A 16257-nucleotide genomic window follows, 5' to 3' on the forward strand; every position below is an offset into this window, starting at 1 on the left:
CCGCGACGTTCACTGTCAGACTCAAGCAGCTACGCCTGAACAGGCGAAAATCCGGCGAACTTCAAGCGAACGAGTAGAACACCCGGAACGCGACCTTGCGCTCGGCCCAGAATTCGGCCGCTTCACGGAACACGTCGAGCAGCGTCTCGCGCCCTTCCTTGTCGAATTTCTGCGCGATCGGCAGGTGTTCGAGCACGATCACGAAGCCGGGCTGCGCGCCGGCCTTGTGCACGAGGTCGGTCAGGCAGTCGTAGAGCGCGTCGTAGTTCTTGCCGAAATGCTTGGGAAACAGGAACGACGTCGCGATCGTCTCGAGCACTTCCTGCTTCGAGGCGGCGTTCGCGCAGTACGCATACAGAAAGTGCTGGCCGAGCAGGTTGGCCTCGTCGGCGAGATCCTGCACGCGGAACGCGCGGATCGACTGCACGATGTTCGGCCGCACCGTCCTGAAAAGGCTCATGGGCTCCTCGTTCGATGAAACCACCGTGGCAGCCTCGCTTTGATTGTCGCGACCCTGCTGGTCGGCGCGCATCTTCATGACGCGTTGGAACAAATTGCCGTCGCCGGCCGCGAAAAGATCCGTCGCGACTCCGGAATCGTGCGCGTAGATGTTGTCGCTCATGCCGTTCATCCCAATGTCATTCAACAATATGGTTAAAACTGGTGTAATGGTCGTCCGAGTAATAACAATTGTCGGTCCGCTGTAGCGGACCTCCGCAGACGATGCGGCGCGCCCCGCGATTACGCGCGTGAGGCGTGGGGACGGTGTATTCGTGGTAATAGCCGCGCCGATGGGCGGGTAGGACCCGCTCGTAGTTGCCGAATACGATGCCGTCCTTCTGATACGGGTAAGGCCCGCCGGCGGCAATGAGGTTCAACGTATCGACCGCCTCGCGCGGCAATTGCGCCAGCGCGATGGTGCCCACCTGCGCTTCCACCCCAGCTGGCGCCGAGTAATCTCGCGCCAGCGCTTCGGGCGCGGAACTGGACAACGCGCAGAGTGCGGCGGCACCGATCAGCACGCCTTTCACGCGCAACCAGTTGCGTGCCATGTATCAGGTTTCCCCAGCTGTCAGATCACGAGTTTGACGACCATGAAAGTCGTAAGGGTATCGCTAATAGCCTTTGGAATCAACGTTCGACGGCCGATGGCGCCCCGCCTCACCCCGCGGAAAAGCCGGTGGCGGGGACTTTGACGACATTTGACAGAATGTTTAGCTCGATCGGGCTAAACTGAGCTCAACCGTGATCGAATGCAGAGCGGGCGGTGCAAGCGGCCGCTGGCCGAGGCGCTCGATTACGGTTGTTGGAGCCTGAAACCACTCAGCCGAAAGGCCGTGTCATTGCCATTTTTCGGGGTGGCGATCCCCAGCTTGCCCTGAGGGCGTGCCCATTGCGGGCACGCCTTTTTTTTCAGGTGCGCTGGTGGGAAAACCGGCGCCGGGCCTGTCGCGGCCCGATCACGATGCGCAGTTAGCGGGTTGCGCTGACGTCCGCGACCAGCAGCGCCGTCATGTTGACGATTCGGCGCACCGTCGCCGACGGCGTCAGCACGTGCACCGGCTTGGCCGCGCCGAGCAGGATTGGGCCAATCGCAATGTTGTTGCCGGCCGCCGTCTTCAGCAGGTTGTACGAGATATTGGCCGCGTCGATGTTCGGCAGCACCAGCAGGTTCGCGTCGCCTTCGAGCGTCGAATCGGGCAATACCTCACGGCGCAGGTTGGCGTCGAGCGCGACGTCGCCGTGCATTTCGCCGTCGACTTGCAGCTCCGGCACGCGTTCGCGCAGGATCTCGAGGGTGTCGCGCATCTTCTGCGCCGTCGGCGCGTTGCTCGAACCGAAGTTCGAGTGCGACACGAGTGCAACCTTCGGCTCGATGCCGAAACGGCGCACTTCCTCGGCAGCCATGATCGTGATCTCAGCAAGCTCGGCTGGTGTCGGATCGACGTTCACGTGCGTATCGACGAGGAAAATCTGCCGATTCGGCAGCACCAGCGCGTTCATCGCCGCATAGACTTTCGCGCCGGGCTTCTTGCCGATCACCTGATCGATGAAGTGCAGGTGGCGGTGTGTGGTGCTGACCGTACCGCAGATCATGCCGTCCGCCTCGCCCTTCTTGACCATCATCGAGCCAATCAGCGTGGTGCGGCGGCGCATCTCGAGCTTGGCCATCTGCGTGGTGATGCCCTTGCGCGACATCATCTTCGCGTATTCCTGCCAGAACTCGCGGTAACGTTCGTCATGATCGGTGTTGACGACCGTGTAGTCCTGCCCCGCGACGAGCCGCAGGCCATAACGCGCGATCCGCTGCTCGATCACGGCCGGCCGGCCGATCAGGATCGGCTTCGCGAGCTTTTCGTCGACGATGATCTGCATCGCGCGCAGCACACGCTCTTCTTCGCCTTCCGCGAACACGATGCGCTTCTTCTCCGGCTCGACGCTGCGTGCGAGCTGGAAGATCGGCTTCATCGTCGTGCCGCTTTGATAAACGAACTGCTGCAGATGCTGCGCGTATGCGTCCATGTCCTCGATTGGACGCTCGGCGACGCCGCATTCCATCGCGGCCTTCGCCACCGCGGGCGCGACCTTCACGATCAGACGCGGATCGAAGGGTTTCGGAATCAGGTATTCCGGTCCGAACGATAGATCCTGGATGCCGTACGCGGTCGCGACGATGTCGCTCTGCTCCTGGCGCGCCAGCTCGGCGATCGCGTTGACGGCGGCGATTTCCATTTCGCGCGTGACCGTCGTCGCGCCGGCGTCGAGCGCGCCGCGGAACAGAAACGGGAACACGAGCACGTTGTTGACCTGGTTCGGGTAGTCGGTGCGGCCCGTGCACAGCACCGCGTCCGGACGCACTTCGAGCGCGAGTTCCGGCAGGATTTCCGGCGTCGGGTTCGCAAGCGCGAGGATCAGCGGCCTGGCGGCCATCTGCTTGACCATGTCCTGCTTGAGCACGCCGCCAGCCGACAACCCGAGGAACACGTCCGCGCCTTCGATCACCTCGGCAAGCGAGCGCGCGCCGGTTTCACGCGCGAAACGCTCCTTGTCCGGGTCCATCAGTTCGGTGCGGCCCTTGTACACGACGCCCGCGAGGTCGGTCACGGTGATGTTTTCGAGCGACAGGCCGATGTCGACCAGCAGGTCCAGACACGCGAGCGCCGCCGCGCCCGCGCCCGACGCGACCAGCTTGACTTCCTTGATGTCCTTGCCGACGACCTTCAGGCCGTTGGTGACCGCCGCCGCGACGACGATCGCGGTGCCGTGCTGGTCGTCGTGGAAGACCGGAATCTTCATGCGCTTGCGGCATTCGCGTTCGACGATGAAGCAGTCCGGCGCCTTGATGTCTTCGAGGTTGATGCCGCCGAAGGTCGGTTCGAGCGCGGCGATCACCTCGACCAGCTTGTGCGGGTCGTTCTCGTTGATCTCGATATCGAACACGTCGATGCCGGCGAACTTCTTGAACAGGACGGCCTTGCCTTCCATGACCGGCTTCGACGCGAGCGGCCCGATGTTGCCGAGGCCCAGCACCGCGGTCCCGTTCGTGACGACGCCAACGAGGTTGCTGCGCGCGGTGAAGCGCGCGGCGTTCAGCGGGCTCTCGACGATTTCCTCGCACGCGAACGCGACGCCAGGCGAATACGCCAGCGCGAGGTCGCGCTGGTTGATCATCTGCTTGGTCGGGGCGATCGCGATTTTGCCAGGAGTCGGGAACTCGTGGTAATCGAGAGCTGCTTCGCGGAGTTTGGTATTGACGGGATTCGACATAAGGCGGGCTTCGGAGGGCAGATTAGAATAGACGTTCGACGGCATTGTAGCCCCAATTGCCTACGCAATTCCTTCAATACGGGTACAACAGCCGCGACTGAAACAGCGTGAAAGCGCGCGTTGCCCGTCGTCCGGATGGTCCGGCGCTTGCGACGGGGCATCACGCTCAATCGCCTGATCCGCGCCATTTCTCCAATCATTCTCCTCTCATCGTCCGCCCTCATGCTTTCCGAGTTTTCGCTGATCGACCGTTTCTTTGCCCGCCGCGCCGCCGCCGTGCGGCCCGCCAATGCCGAAGGCGGCACGCTCGGCATCGGCGACGATTGCGCGTTGCTGGCGCCGCCTGCCGGCGAAATGCTGGCGATTTCGACGGACATGCTGGTCGAAGGCCGTCATTTCTTTGCCGATATCGATCCCGAAGCGCTCGGTCACAAGGCGCTTGCCGTCAATCTGTCGGACCTCGCCGCAATGGGCGCGCAGCCGCGGGCGTTCACGCTGGCCTTCTCGCTGCCGAAAGCCGACGAAGCCTGGCTTTCCGGTTTCAGCGAAGGCCTGTTCGCGCTCGCCGAGCGCTACGGTTGCGAGCTGATCGGCGGCGATACGACGGGCGGGCCGCTCAATCTGTGCATTACGGTATTCGGCAGCGTGCCGCCACGAACAGCCTTGCGCCGCGATGCCGCGCAACCCGGCGACGACATCTGGATCTCCGGCACTCTCGGCGACGCGCGCGCCGGCCTCGGCGCGCAGCGCGGCGAATGGTCCGCCACCCCGAATGACGCCGCGACGTTCCGCCGGGCGCTCGAACGCCCCGAGCCGCGCATCGCGCTCGGCCTCGCGCTGCGCGGCATCGCACACGCGGCGCTCGACCTGTCGGACGGACTCGCCGGCGATCTGCGGCACATCCTCGAACGCTCGTCGGTGGGCGCGAGCGTCGACGTCGATGCGGTGCCGCGCTCGGCCGCGCTACGCCGCCTGCCGCCCGACGTCCAGCAGCGTTGCACGCTCGCCGGCGGCGACGACTACGAGCTGTGCTTCACCGCGCCCGCCGCCGCGCGCGCCGCGGTCGAGGCCGCCGCGCAGAAGGCCGCCGTGCCGGTCACCCGCATCGGTACAATAAGCGCACTGGAGGCGGCCACCGACCGCCCGGCCATCGCGTGGCGCGACGCCAGCGGCGCGCCGCTCACTCTGACCTTGCAAGGTTTCGATCACTTTCATGCAGAATGACCCCCCGCTCGGCCCCGCCGACGAGTTCCTCGGCGGCGAGCCGCCCCAGGCGCCTGGACCGCGCGCGCCGAAGCGTGCTCAGCCGCGCCGCGCGACCGCGCGCTTCATGCTGTCGCATCCAGTCCACCTTCTGTCGCTCGGCTTCGGCAGCGGGCTGTCGCCCGTCGCACCGGGCACGATCGGCACGCTGTTCGGGTGGGCCTCGTTCGCGGTGCTGAGTCGTTATCTGACAGTTATGGAATGGGGCGTGCTGATCGGCGTCGGCTTTCTCGGCGGCATCGCGGTGTGCGGCTTTACCGCGAAGCGGCTCGGCGTCGAGGATCCGTCGGCGGTCGTGTGGGACGAAATCGTCGCGTTCTGGCTCGTGCTGCTGATGGTCACGCCTGCCACGCTCGCCGGCCAGGTGTGGGCGTTCCTGATCTTCCGCTTCTTCGACATGGTGAAGCCGCCGCCGATCGGCTACTTCGACCGCCGGCTGAAAGGTGGTTTTGGCATCATGTTCGATGACTTGATCGCCGCTTTTTTTACGTTGCTCGTGATTGCGCTGTGGCGGATGTCGGTTTGAGCGCTGCCTGTTCACCGTTCGAGTACCGTTCGACTCTTTTGCTCGCCGCCCGGCCCTGCCGTTCGCCGCGCCGCCCGGCCGGCTTCATTTTCGGGATTGACTGACGCCATGCCTACCGATTCCGTCGTTCACCAGCTTGCGATCCGCGCGAGCAACCGTCTGCGCGACGAGCGCCTGATGCTCGTGACCGCCGAGTCCTGCACGGGCGGCATGGTCGCGACCGCGATCACCGACATCTCCGGCAGCAGCGGCTGGTTCGAACGCGGCTTCGTCACGTATTCGAACCAGGCGAAGAGCGAAATGATCGGTGTGCCGGCCGACCTGATCGAAAAGCACGGCGCGGTCAGCGAGCCGGTCGCACGAGCGATGGCCGAAGGCGCGCTGCGCAACAGCCGAGCGCAGGTGTCGCTGTCGATCACCGGCGTCGCCGGCCCCGGCGGCGGCACGGACACCAAGCCTGTTGGCATGGTGTCGTTCGGTTGGAGCAACCGGCTGCACACGTCGGTGGAAACGAAGATTTTCAAGGGCGACCGCGAGCAGATCCGCGTGCAGGCCGCGGCGCACGCGCTGCGCGGCCTGCTGGCGCTACTCGACGAACGCGAGCATTGAGCGGCGTCTAACTATCACTGAGGAGGCGGACATGCTGGATTCGCGCGCGATCGCAGACGAACTGATCCGCCGCTTCGATCTGAAGCCCCATCCTGAAGGCGGCTTTTTTGCGGAAACCTACCGCTCGGCCGCGCGCGTGCTGCGCGCCGGCGAACCGAGCGAGGTTGGGAACGCCCGTGCGGCGTCGACCGCGATCCATTACTTGCTGTGCGACGGCGCGCATTCGGCGTGGCATCGGATCCGTTCCGATGAAGTCTGGCATTTCTATGCCGGCGAACCGCTGCTGGTCCACGTGCTCGATGAAAGCGATGCCGGCGGTGCGCTCATCACGTACCGGCTCGGCAATCCGCTCACGCATTCCGATACGGTCTGTCAGGCCGTCGTGCCGGCCGGCTTGTGGTTCGCGGCCGAGTGCGCCGATCCGGCATCGTTCGCGCTGGTCGGCTGCACGGTCGCGCCGGGTTTCGAATTCAGCGAGTTCGAACTCGCGGAGGTGGACGCGCTGAAGGCGCGGCATCCGCGGCATGCGGGGTTGATCGGGCGGCTCGCACCGGCGCGCTGACGCGCCGCGCCGCCCGTCGCGGGATCGCCCGCCGCGGGATCGCCCGGCGGTTCAACGAAACGCGTTGATCCGGTCGCGCGTGTCCTTCGCGGCCTGCGCGGCCGCTTGCGCGAAATCGTCGCCCCTGCCCGCGTAGATGATCGCGCGCGAAGAGTTGATCAGCATGCCGGTGCCGTTCGCGGTGCGTCCGGCGCTCACGGTGGCCTGCACGTCGCCGCCTTGCGCGCCGATGCCCGGAATCAGCAGCGGCATGTCGCCGACGATCCCCCGCACCACTTCAATTTCCTTCGGAAACGTCGCGCCGACCACGAGCCCAAGCTGGCCGCTCGCATTCCACTTCTGCGCGACCAGTTGCGCGACGACCTGATACAACGGCCGACCGCTTGTCTCGAGAAACTGCAGATCCGAGCCGCCCGCGTTCGACGTGCGACACAGCACGATCACGCCCTTGCCTGCGTGCTCGAGATACGGCTCGATCGAATCGAAACCCATGTACGGATTGACCGTCACCGCGTCGGCCTGGTAGCGCTCGAAGGCCTCGCGTGCGTATTGCTCGGCCGTGCTGCCGATATCGCCACGCTTGGCGTCGAGAATCACCGGCAGGCCCGGATGGTTCGCGTGAATGTGGGCGATCAGCTGCTCGAGCTGCTCTTCTGCGCGATGCGCGGCGAAGTAGGCGATCTGCGGCTTGAACGACGACGCGTACTGCGCGGTTGCATCGACGATCGTGCGGCAGAACTCGAAGATCGCGTCGGCGCGGCCCGCGAGCGCACCCGGGAATTTGCTGGGCTCGGGATCGAGCCCAACGCACAGCAGCGAGTTCGTGCGCTGCCAGGCGTCGATGAGTGTCTGGATGAAATTGGACATGGTGAGTCTCGCGGCGAGCCGGTAATCGGAGGAGGCGCGTATTTTACCTGTCCCACGAACGCCGTCCGTCGATGGCGGTCACTGCGCGGCCCGCGCCTCATTGGCGATAGCAGCGCCAGGCGCACGTTCGGACGTTCGCCGGCCCGGCGGCTACGGCTGCGGCCTGCGCCGCGCGCCACGCCCGCCCGGCATTGAGCGCAGTCCAGTCCGCTCGACCGTGAAGCGGAACGTGCGCGTCAACCGCTCGCCGCGCTTGAGCAGCGTCATGCCGTTTTCGCTCGCGCCGCCCGCCAGGTTCATCGCATTGATCGGATGATCGACCGGTTCGAAGCAGAAGAAGTCTTCGCCGGGCGGCGTGTACAGCACGTAATAGTCGGTGTCGGCGGCGATGTTCAGCGACAGACGGCGCTTCGGCCACACCACTGCCGCCTGGCCGCTCCAGCCGGTGAACGCGTGATTGACGATCGTCTCCGGCAGCGGATACGCGACGCCGAACTGCCACGCGGGGGGCGCCGGCACGTGGCGCACCGGCAGCCAGTCGTCGCCCGAGAGCCACAGGCCGCCGGCCGCCGCCGACAGCTCGGTGTCCGCGTCGCGCACGAAGAACGGATGCACGCCGAGCCCGAACGGCAGCGTCTCGCGGCCAGCGTTTTCGATGTCGAGCGAGACGACCAGCGTCGGGCCGTCCAGCGTGTAGGTTTGTGTCGCGCGGAACGCGTACGGCTTGCCGTCGCTGCGGTCGAGCGCGAGACGCACGTGCTCACGGCCCGCGTCGAGCACCTGCCATTGCGCGAGCCAGCCGTCGCCGTGAATCGGCAGCGGCTCGTCGGCGCGGTTGCGCGGTACCTCGACGCGCCGCCCGGCCACGCTGAAATGGCCGCCGCCGATGCGGTTCGAGTACGGCAAGAGCGGATAGCAGGCCAGCTGGTTCGGTTGCGTATCGACACCGACGTGACTGCAGCGCCGAAAGATCGGCGTCAGCGCGCCGTCGTCGCGCCAGTCGAAGCGGGTCACACCGCCGCCGAGCGTCGGCGCGACATCGAGACGCAATTGCGAGTTGGCGAGCGTGATGCACGCGACATCGCCGGCGCTGCCTTCGCCGAGGGCCACTGCCGACGTGCTCGGGCCCGCCAGCACGGGATTGGCCGCCGCGGCGAGTCGCGAGCGTCGCGTTTGAGAGGTTGGGGATGAGGCTGAAACGAGATTCGCAACAGTCATATCTGGCTCCATCGAGAGGCGTGGGACGTTGCCGTCAGGGTTGACGGGAGTTGCGGGCGACTTTTTGTTACCAATTCGCCTCGAGTCCGAACTGCATGCTGCCGATTCGTTGCCGGCCGGTCGCGGGAGTATTGCTCGCGGACCGAAACTGCCACATCGACTTCTGCTTCACCTTCACATCGATTTCTGCTTCACCTTCAGGATCGCGGCCCCGGCGTGCGGCCGGGGCTGCGTCATTCTGCGCTAGATAGGCGCGCCCTGGAACTGCGGCTCCGCAACACCGCGCCGCGCGAGCGTCGCGACGAACAGGTCGCCCGCGAGCGTATCGGCCGCGCGCGCCGTCGCATCGAGCTCGGCGTAGGCGCTCGTGATGTACAGCGTGTCGAGCGCCGTCTCGCCCTGGGCGCTGCCCGTGGCCTGGCCGAGCGCGGCACCGCCGATCGCGACGCAGCTCGGCTGCGTGGTCGGCACGTCGATGCGCTCGGTTTCCACGCCATCGGGACCATAACGCACCACGCGCGCGCCGCCCCATTGCGCGTTCCACAGGCCGCCGTCGCTGTCGACGGTCGAGCCATCGGGGATGCCGTTCGCATCGGTCAGGCGAGTGAACAGGCGATCGTTCGCGATGCCGCCGTCCGCGCGATAGTCGCACGCGCGGATTTCACGCGTCGGCGAATCGCAGTAGTACATCGTGGCGCCGTCGGGACTGAATGCGATGCTGTTCGAAATCGCCGGCGCTGGCAACGGTAAACGTTCGAGCGACAGATCGTGATTCAACCGGTAAAAGCCGCCGACCGCCTGCAGTTGCCCACTTTCGTCCTTGGTGCCGAACACGAAGCGCCCTTGCCGATCGCAGCGGCCGTCGTTGACCCGTGTATTCATGCCGGGTTCGACGTCGACGATGCGCTGTGTGCTGCCTGTCTGCAGATCGAAAAACGCGAGGTGCGATGCGAGCCCGAGCAGCACGTAGCGCGGGTTTTCGCACAGCGCGAAAGTGGCGAGCCGCTCCGGCATGTCGAACGAATCGCTGCGGCCGTCGGCCGGATCGTAGCGCCACAGCCGCGCGCCTTCGATGTCGGTCCAGTAGAAGCGGCCGCTCCTCGCGCACCAGGTCGCGCCTTCGCCGAGCTCGCATTGCGCGTCGAGCAGCAGCGTGGCCCGCTGCACGCGCGGGCTGGCGCTCACGCCCAGCCTCCGTCGACGACGATGTCCTGCGCGGTGATCATGCGGCTGTCGTCGGCGGCGAGGAACAGCGCCATGCGCGCGAGGTCGGCCGGCATCAGCTCGGCGTCGATGCACTGCCCTTCCTTGATCTGGCGGCGGCCGTTGTCGTCGAGCCACAGGCGCAGCTGCTTGTCGGTCATCACCCAGCCCGGCACCAGCGTGTTGACGCGGATATTGAAGTGGCCGAGGTCGCGCGCGAGTCCGCGCGTCAAACCCTGCACCGCCGACTTCGACATCACGTACACCGGATAGCCGCCGTTCTTCAGCATCCAGCTGATCGAGCCGAGGTTGATGATCGAGCCGCTACGCGCGGCCTTCATGTCCTCCATCACGGCCTGCGCCGCGAAGAACTGATGGCGGATGTTCACGGCGATGCCCGCGTCGAACGACTCGCGCGTCACGTCGCCGATCTGATGGCGCTTGTCGTTCGCAGCGTTGTTGATGAGCACCTGGATCGGACCCAGCGCGGTCTTCACGTCGGCGATCGCTTTTTGCAGCGCGTCGACGTCGGTCAGATCGCAGGCCAGAAACAGCGGCTTGTGCTTCGAATCGCCGAGCTGGTCGGCGAGCGGTTCGCCCGCGCTCGCGTCGATATCGAAGAACGCGACGCGCGCGCCCTGCGCCGCGAAGTGCTCGACGAACGATGCGCCGATGCCGGTCGCGCCGCCCGTGATCAGCACCGTACGGTCGACGAGGCTCGGATAACGCGCGTACGCGGTGTCAGCGAGGCTGGCGTTTGCATTGGCCGGAGACGACATCGTTCGATTCCTTTATGAGCTTGGGATAAGGTGAAAGCGACTCAATCGCGCGAGCCGCGGTTCTTCAACTGGTCGAGCAACACGGCCGCGAGCAGGATCGCGCCGCGCACCAGGTACTGATAGAACGCGTCGATGTTCAGCAGGTTCATCACGTTCTCGACCGTACCCATGATCAGCACGCCGATCACGACGCCGGAGATCGTCGCGCGGCCGCCCAACAGCGACACGCCGCCGAGCACGCACGCGGAGATCACGTTCAGCTCGAAGCCTTCGGCGGCGTTCGGCTGACCCGACGTGATACGCGACGCGAGAATCACGCCGGCAAGCGCGGTGACGGCGCCCTGGATCAGAAAGATGTAGACGCGCGTGCGCTCCACGTTGATACCGGCGAGCCGCGACGCTTCCGGATTACCGCCGATCGCCAGCGTATTGCGGCCGTACACGGTCTGGTTCAGCATCACGCCGAACACGATGAAGCAGATCAGCGTGACCCAGATCGGCAGCGACACGCCGAAGAACGTCAGGCCGCCGAGCGCGATGAACGTATCCGACGACACGCCGACCGCCTGCCCATGCGACACGATGAAGCCGAGGCCACGGACGATTTCCATCGTCGCGAGCGTCGTGATCAGCGCGTTGATGCGCAGATAAGCGATCACCGCGCCGTTGACGAAGCCGATCACCGCGCCCGCCGCGACCGCCGCGATGATCGCGATGACCGTGCTGTTGGTCGCGTTGAGCACCATCGCGCACAGCACGCCGGCGAACGCGACGGTCGAGCCGACCGACAGGTCGAAGTCGCGCGACGCGAGGCAGAACATCATCGTGCACGCGACCATGCCGATCTGCGAGATCGACAGCGCGAGGCCGAGCATGTTCTCGATCGAGAAGAAATGATCGACGGTCAGCGACATCGTGACGAACATCAGGATGAAGATCACGATCAGGCTGTATTCGGTGATCTGCTGCCACCATTTGGCCTTGTCGCTGGTCTGCGGAATCAGCGCGTCGGCCGCGCTCTTGGCGGTCTGCTGCGCGAGGTTTTCTCTGGCTTGCATGTTCAATACTCCTCCCCGTTCCCCACGGGTTGCGGACTCACGTCCGGATAAGGTTCAGGCCGCGCGCGACGCGCTCTGGTCGGCGGCGTTGGCATTCCCATTTGCGTTCGGGTTTGCGTTATCAGGCAGAGCGGTCGAGCTTTGCGGCAGCGCGAGGCTGAGCACCGACTGCTCGGTCGCGTCCTTGCGCGCGAGCTCGCCGGAAATGCGGCCCTGGCGCATCACGACGATCCGGTCGGACACGCCGAGCACTTCTGGCAATTCCGACGAAATCATCACGATCGCGCAGCCGCGCTCCGCGAGCTGATAGATCACGTTATAGATCTCGTGTTTCGCGCCGACGTCGATGCCGCGTGTCGGTTCGTCGAGAATCACGACTTTCAGATCGGGCTCGGCGAGCCAGCGCGACAGAATCGCCTTCTGCTGGTTGCCGCCCGACAGGAAGCGGATCTTCTGCCGCCGATGCGGCGTCTTGATTTTCAGCAGCTTGATGAAACGGTCGGCCGTCTGCGCCTCCTTCTTGCGATCGAGAAACACGCCCGCGCGCAGATAGTGACGGCGGCAGCTGATGTTGATGTTCTCCGCGACGCTCGCCATCGCGACGATACCCTCTTCCTTGCGATCCTCGGGGCACAGCACGATGCCGTGCTTAATGGCCTCGCCCGCGCTGCGCACCTTGATCGGCTTGCCGTCGAGTATGAGTTCGCCGCCCTTGCGATGCTCGGCGCCGTACACCAGATGCATCAGTTCGCTGCGGCCCGCGCCGACGAGTCCGAAGAAGCCGACGATTTCGCCGCGCCGCACCTCGAAGCTCGCCGGCTGCGCGAGCGGATGACCTTCGATCGCCTTCGCCGCGAAACGCACTTCGCCGAGCGGCCGCGCCGAATAGCTATAGATGTCCGAAATTTCGCGCCCGACCATCTCGCTGACGATCGTGTCGCGCGACACGCCTTCTAGCGTGGGATGCGAGGCGACCTTGCGGCCGTCGCGGAAGATCGTGCACGCGTCGCACAGCTCGTAGATCTCGTCCATCCGATGCGAGATGTAGATCATCGCGCGGTTGTCGGCGCGCAAATCGCGCACCAGCTTGAACAGCACCTCGGTCTCGCGGTGCGACAGCGAGCTGGTCGGCTCGTCGAGCGCGATCACGCGCGCGTTGCGCATCAGCGCCTTGCAGATTTCGACCATCTGCCGCTGCGCGATCGACAGCTTGCGCAGCTTCGCGTTCGGATCGAGCGCGACGCCCATCGCTTCGAGCCGTTCGCGCACGAAGCGCTTCGCCTCGCGCTTGTTGACCCAGCCGAGCGCATTGGGCAGCTGGCCGAGTAGCAGATTCTCCGCGACCGTGAGGTCGGGCACGTACTGCAGTTCCTGGTGAATCACCGCGATGCCGGCATTGATCGACGCGGCCGCGCTCGGAAAGCGCACCTCTTTGCCGTCGATCATCATGCGGCCCGAATCGGGCTGATACTCGCCGCCGAGAATTTTCAGCAGCGTCGATTTCCCGGCGCCGTTTTCGCCCATCAGGCCGTGCACCTCGCCGACGTTGACGTCGAAGGACACACCGTCGAGCGCACGCACGCCTGGAAAAACCTTGCCGATATTGTCAAAACGTAGCGTCGCTGACACTTCGCCTCCTTTGCTTCATGTTGACCGTACGCGTATCGCGGGCGGTCCGTCTGTCTACCGCAGATCGTCGCTCGCCGCCGGCGCGCCGTCCCCTGCGATAGGCAGGGAAAGCGACGCGCCGGCGGTGTACTTCATACCCCCGCAAGTCTTGCGACTACTTCGACGCGAGGCCCATCTTCTCGCGCACTTCGCCGACGTTGTCGCGCGTCGCCAGCATGCCGGTCGTCAGCGTCAGCAGCGGCGGCTCCTTGCCCTGCGTGATCCACGCGTACATCAGTTCCGAGGTTTCCTCGCCGTGGCGTTTCGGGCTGATGATCACGGTGCCGTAGAAGCCCGTCGGCTGCGGCTTCTTGAACTCGTTCATCGCGGACTCCGAACCGCCGATGCCGATGCCGATCATGTTGTCGGCCTTGAAGCCACGGCCTTCCGCCGCGCGCACCGCGCCGAGCACGCCTTCGTCGTTCAGCGCGTATGCGACCCAGTGCTTGAACTGCGGGTTCTTCGTCAGCGCGATGTTGGCGGCGTTGAAGGCGTTTTCCGTGTCGGTCTTCGCCTGCGGCGCGGTGATGATGTTCGCTTTCGGGAAGCCCGCTGCGACCAACGCGTCGGTCGCGCCGGTGGTGCGGTCATGCGCGGTCGGCAACTGCTCGTAGGTCACGTCGATCGCGCCGACGTCCTTCATGTCCCAGCCGCGCTTCTTGATTTCAGCCGCGATGCCGTCGCCGACCTGCTTGCCGATGTTATACGCCGAGATGCCCATGTGCGGCACCGCTTCGATCGGCTTGCCCGCGCCGTCGACGAGGCGGTCGTCGACCGTCATCATCTTCAGGCCGTCCGCCTTCGCCTTCGCGACGATGCCCGGCCCGAGCTTGACGTCGGGCGTGCAGATCACGAAGCCCTGTGCCTTCTGCGCGGCGAGGTTATCGATTGCGCTCATCACCTTCTCGCCCGACGGCGCGCCGATCTTCACGAGCGTGAAGCCCTTCTGCTTGGCGGCCATCTCGGCGAACTTCCATTCGTCCTGGAACCACGGCTCTTCCGGCTGCTTCACGAGGAAGCCGATCTTAACCGAATCGGCGGCCTGTACGACCGGTGCGTTGAACAGCACACCCGCCGCCGCCGCTGCCAGCGTGAGGAAAATTCTGCGTTTCATAATGCGTGTCTCCTGACTAATTGATAACGAGAAGGTAATCGGCCGCGTCTTCTTGTACCGGTCTGACACACGCGGCCAGCGCGTCGTCCGGTGTTCTGTGCGTCTTTTGGCGGACGCAAATTCAGTCGTGGTAAAGCACCGAGCGTCCGCCATCGACGGTAATGCAGCTCGCGTTGATGAACGGCGCTTCGTCCGACGCGAGGAACACCGCGGTCATCGCCACCTCCTCCGGACGGCCGATGCGCTTCATCGGCTGCAGATCGAGTGTCGCCTGCTGCGCGGCGGCCGGATCGGACTGCTCGTTCCACCAGTCGTGCGTCAGCTGCGTTTCGATGTAGCCCGGCGCGATCGCGTTCACGCGCACGTTGCGCGGCGCGTACTCGATGCCGAGCGCGCGCGTGAGGCCAATCACGCCGTGCTTCGCGACCGGGTACGGAAAGCAGCCCGGAATGATCTTGAACGCGTGCGTCGACGCGATGTTCACGATGCTGCCCGCCCCACGCTCGACCATGCCCGGCAGCACCGCGCGACAGCCGTTCCACACGCCGTCGAGATCGACCGCGAAGCAGCGCCGCCAGTCGGCGTCGGTCATCGTCAGCGGATCGCAGAACACGTTGATGCCCGCGTTGTTGACGAGGATGTCGAGCGCGCCGAACGCGCGTTCGCCTTCGCCGACCGCATGCTGCACCGAGGCGGGTTGCGTCACGTCGGTCTGCACCGCGAGCACGCGCGCGCCGGCGCCGGTGCCAACGTCTGCCTCGATCTGCGCGGCCGTACGCTGCGCCAGGTCGAGGTCGAGTTCCGCCAGCACGACCGCCGCCCCCTCGCGCGCGAACGCCAGCGCGATCGCCGCGCCTATGCCGCGCCCAGCGCCCGTCACGAGAGCGGCTTTGCCGGCGAGCCGGTTCATTTCTTCGCGCCCGCGCGGGCGATCCGCAAACCGTTGATGAACGCCTTCGCATGCGACGCGGTCACCGCCGCGCTCTGGCCCGGCTTATACAGCGCCGAGCCGAGGCCGAAACCGTTCGCGCCGGCGCTCAGGAACGGCCCCATGTTGTCGGGCGTGACGCCGCCGACCGGCACGAGCGGCACCTGCGCGGCGATCACCGCGCGCCATGCCTTGACGACCTGGCAGCCGAGTTGCTCGGCGGGGAACATCTTCAGCACGTCCGCGCCGTTCTTCAGCGCGATGAACGCCTCGGTCGGCGTCGCGACGCCGGGCGCGCAGGCGAGGCCCCGCGCCTTCGCGGCGATCACGACTTCCGGATCGCTGTGCGGCATCACGATGAGTTCGCCGCCCGCGGCCTTCACGTCGTCCACGAACAGCGGATGCAGCACCGTGCCCGCGCCGACGATCGCGTCGGCCGGCAGCACCTTGCGGATCGCCGAGATGCTGTCGAACGGCTGCGGCGAATTGAGCGGTACTTCGACGATGCGAAAACCGGCTTCGTACAGGGCCTGACCGTGATCGGCCGCGTCGGCGGGCGTGACGCCGCGCAGAATCGCGATCAGCGGACAGGCTTCGAACGCGGCGATCAGACCCGCGTGCGGCATGTACGGTGCGGGCAGATTGATGTGTGGTTGCATGTCGGTTCCTTGTTTCGTGAGCGTCGTAAAGGGCT

At 65.6% G+C, this 16257-nt stretch carries 16 protein-coding genes; 4 read left to right on the top strand and 12 right to left on the bottom strand.

Annotated elements, in window-relative coordinates; genetic code table 11:
- Nucleotides 1–61 precede the first annotated feature (61 nt).
- The 3 genes from OKW28_RS32950 to OKW28_RS32960 form a co-directional block, all read right to left on the bottom strand.
- Nucleotides 62–622 (bottom strand): barstar family protein, encoded by a 561-nt coding sequence (locus OKW28_RS32950; RefSeq protein ID WP_090805466.1) that lies wholly within the window; start codon nt 620–622, stop codon nt 62–64.
- 16 nt (nt 623–638) lie between these two features.
- Nucleotides 639–1052 (bottom strand): ribonuclease, encoded by a 414-nt coding sequence (locus tag OKW28_RS32955; RefSeq protein WP_429451729.1) that lies wholly within the window; start codon nt 1050–1052, stop codon nt 639–641.
- A 421-nt stretch (nt 1053–1473) separates the two neighbouring features.
- Nucleotides 1474–3813, bottom strand: a complete 2340-nt coding sequence (locus OKW28_RS32960) for an NADP-dependent malic enzyme (RefSeq protein WP_429451732.1) — start codon at nt 3811–3813, stop codon at nt 1474–1476.
- A 177-nt stretch (nt 3814–3990) separates the two neighbouring features.
- Here OKW28_RS32960 and thiL point away from each other — a divergent pair, with 177 nt between their 5' ends.
- From thiL to OKW28_RS32980, 4 genes are all read left to right on the top strand, one after another.
- A complete protein-coding gene (gene thiL / locus OKW28_RS32965; protein WP_429451734.1) occupies nt 3991–4992 on the top strand; it encodes a thiamine-phosphate kinase in 1002 nt (333 codons plus the stop codon).
- The gene (locus tag OKW28_RS32970; RefSeq protein ID WP_429451737.1) at nt 4982–5557 is read left to right on the top strand and encodes a phosphatidylglycerophosphatase A family protein; all 576 of its coding nucleotides are present in this window, start codon (nt 4982–4984) and stop codon (nt 5555–5557) included. The genes thiL and OKW28_RS32970 overlap by 11 nt, the downstream gene beginning before the upstream one ends.
- A gap of 108 nt (nt 5558–5665) precedes the next feature.
- Entirely contained in the window at nt 5666–6166 is a 501-nt protein-coding gene (locus OKW28_RS32975; RefSeq protein ID WP_429451739.1) for a CinA family protein, read from the top strand.
- A gap of 31 nt (nt 6167–6197) precedes the next feature.
- Nucleotides 6198–6728, top strand: coding sequence for a cupin domain-containing protein (locus tag OKW28_RS32980; RefSeq protein WP_429451741.1), 531 nt, complete (start codon nt 6198–6200; stop codon nt 6726–6728).
- A gap of 51 nt (nt 6729–6779) precedes the next feature.
- On the opposite strand, the gene pyrF is transcribed toward OKW28_RS32980, so the two are convergent.
- From pyrF to OKW28_RS33025, 9 genes are all read right to left on the bottom strand, one after another.
- A complete protein-coding gene (gene pyrF / locus OKW28_RS32985) occupies nt 6780–7595 on the bottom strand; it encodes an orotidine-5'-phosphate decarboxylase (RefSeq protein WP_429451742.1) in 816 nt (271 codons plus the stop codon).
- Between the two features lie 150 nt (nt 7596–7745).
- A complete protein-coding gene (locus OKW28_RS32990; protein WP_429451744.1) occupies nt 7746–8813 on the bottom strand; it encodes an aldose 1-epimerase in 1068 nt (355 codons plus the stop codon).
- 243 nt (nt 8814–9056) lie between these two features.
- Entirely contained in the window at nt 9057–9998 is a 942-nt protein-coding gene (locus OKW28_RS32995) for an SMP-30/gluconolactonase/LRE family protein (RefSeq protein WP_429451746.1), read from the bottom strand.
- Entirely contained in the window at nt 9995–10795 is an 801-nt protein-coding gene (locus tag OKW28_RS33000) for an SDR family NAD(P)-dependent oxidoreductase (RefSeq protein ID WP_429451748.1), read from the bottom strand. The genes OKW28_RS32995 and OKW28_RS33000 overlap by 4 nt, the downstream gene beginning before the upstream one ends.
- 41 nt (nt 10796–10836) lie before the next feature.
- A complete protein-coding gene (araH, locus tag OKW28_RS33005; RefSeq protein WP_429451749.1) occupies nt 10837–11853 on the bottom strand; it encodes an L-arabinose ABC transporter permease AraH in 1017 nt (338 codons plus the stop codon).
- Between the two features lie 54 nt (nt 11854–11907).
- Nucleotides 11908–13482 carry an L-arabinose ABC transporter ATP-binding protein AraG gene (gene araG / locus OKW28_RS33010; RefSeq protein WP_429451751.1) on the bottom strand — a complete coding sequence of 525 codons (1575 nt, stop codon included), beginning with the start codon at nt 13480–13482 and terminating at the stop codon, nt 11908–11910.
- Between the two features lie 154 nt (nt 13483–13636).
- Nucleotides 13637–14635 carry an arabinose ABC transporter substrate-binding protein gene (locus tag OKW28_RS33015; RefSeq protein ID WP_027198868.1) on the bottom strand — a complete coding sequence of 333 codons (999 nt, stop codon included), beginning with the start codon at nt 14633–14635 and terminating at the stop codon, nt 13637–13639.
- A gap of 121 nt (nt 14636–14756) precedes the next feature.
- Nucleotides 14757–15545: an SDR family oxidoreductase gene (locus OKW28_RS33020; protein WP_429451754.1), complete on the bottom strand. Its 789-nt coding sequence runs from the start codon at nt 15543–15545 to the stop codon at nt 14757–14759.
- Nucleotides 15542–16222, bottom strand: a complete 681-nt coding sequence (locus tag OKW28_RS33025; RefSeq protein WP_429356159.1) for a 2-dehydro-3-deoxy-6-phosphogalactonate aldolase — start codon at nt 16220–16222, stop codon at nt 15542–15544. The genes OKW28_RS33020 and OKW28_RS33025 overlap by 4 nt, the downstream gene beginning before the upstream one ends.
- Nucleotides 16223–16257: the final 35 nt, after the last annotated feature.

It is taken from the genome of Paraburkholderia sp. 40 (genome assembly GCF_050434105.1).
GTDB classification, from domain to species: Bacteria; Pseudomonadota; Gammaproteobacteria; order Burkholderiales; family Burkholderiaceae; genus Paraburkholderia; species Paraburkholderia tuberum.

Bases quoted from the DNA above. Each gene is read 5' to 3' on its own strand.
- OKW28_RS32950 (WP_090805466.1), bottom strand. From the start codon at position 622: ATGAGCGACAACATCTACGCGCACGATTCCGGAGTCGCGACGGATCTT.
- OKW28_RS32955 (WP_429451729.1), bottom strand. From the start codon at position 1,052: ATGGCACGCAACTGGTTGCGCGTGAAAGGCGTGCTGATCGGTGCCGCC.
- OKW28_RS32960 (WP_429451732.1), bottom strand. From the start codon at position 3,813: ATGCCGTCGAACGTCTATTCTAATCTGCCCTCCGAAGCCCGCCTTATG.
- thiL (WP_429451734.1), top strand. From the start codon at position 3,991: ATGCTTTCCGAGTTTTCGCTGATCGACCGTTTCTTTGCCCGCCGCGCC.
- OKW28_RS32970 (WP_429451737.1), top strand. From the start codon at position 4,982: ATGCAGAATGACCCCCCGCTCGGCCCCGCCGACGAGTTCCTCGGCGGC.
- OKW28_RS32975 (WP_429451739.1), top strand. From the start codon at position 5,666: ATGCCTACCGATTCCGTCGTTCACCAGCTTGCGATCCGCGCGAGCAAC.
- OKW28_RS32980 (WP_429451741.1), top strand. From the start codon at position 6,198: ATGCTGGATTCGCGCGCGATCGCAGACGAACTGATCCGCCGCTTCGAT.
- pyrF (WP_429451742.1), bottom strand. From the start codon at position 7,595: ATGTCCAATTTCATCCAGACACTCATCGACGCCTGGCAGCGCACGAAC.
- OKW28_RS32990 (WP_429451744.1), bottom strand. From the start codon at position 8,813: ATGACTGTTGCGAATCTCGTTTCAGCCTCATCCCCAACCTCTCAAACG.
- OKW28_RS33000 (WP_429451748.1), bottom strand. From the start codon at position 10,795: ATGTCGTCTCCGGCCAATGCAAACGCCAGCCTCGCTGACACCGCGTAC.
- araH (WP_429451749.1), bottom strand. From the start codon at position 11,853: ATGCAAGCCAGAGAAAACCTCGCGCAGCAGACCGCCAAGAGCGCGGCC.
- OKW28_RS33015 (WP_027198868.1), bottom strand. From the start codon at position 14,635: ATGAAACGCAGAATTTTCCTCACGCTGGCAGCGGCGGCGGCGGGTGTG.
- OKW28_RS33020 (WP_429451754.1), bottom strand. From the start codon at position 15,545: ATGAACCGGCTCGCCGGCAAAGCCGCTCTCGTGACGGGCGCTGGGCGC.
- OKW28_RS33025 (WP_429356159.1), bottom strand. From the start codon at position 16,222: ATGCAACCACACATCAATCTGCCCGCACCGTACATGCCGCACGCGGGT.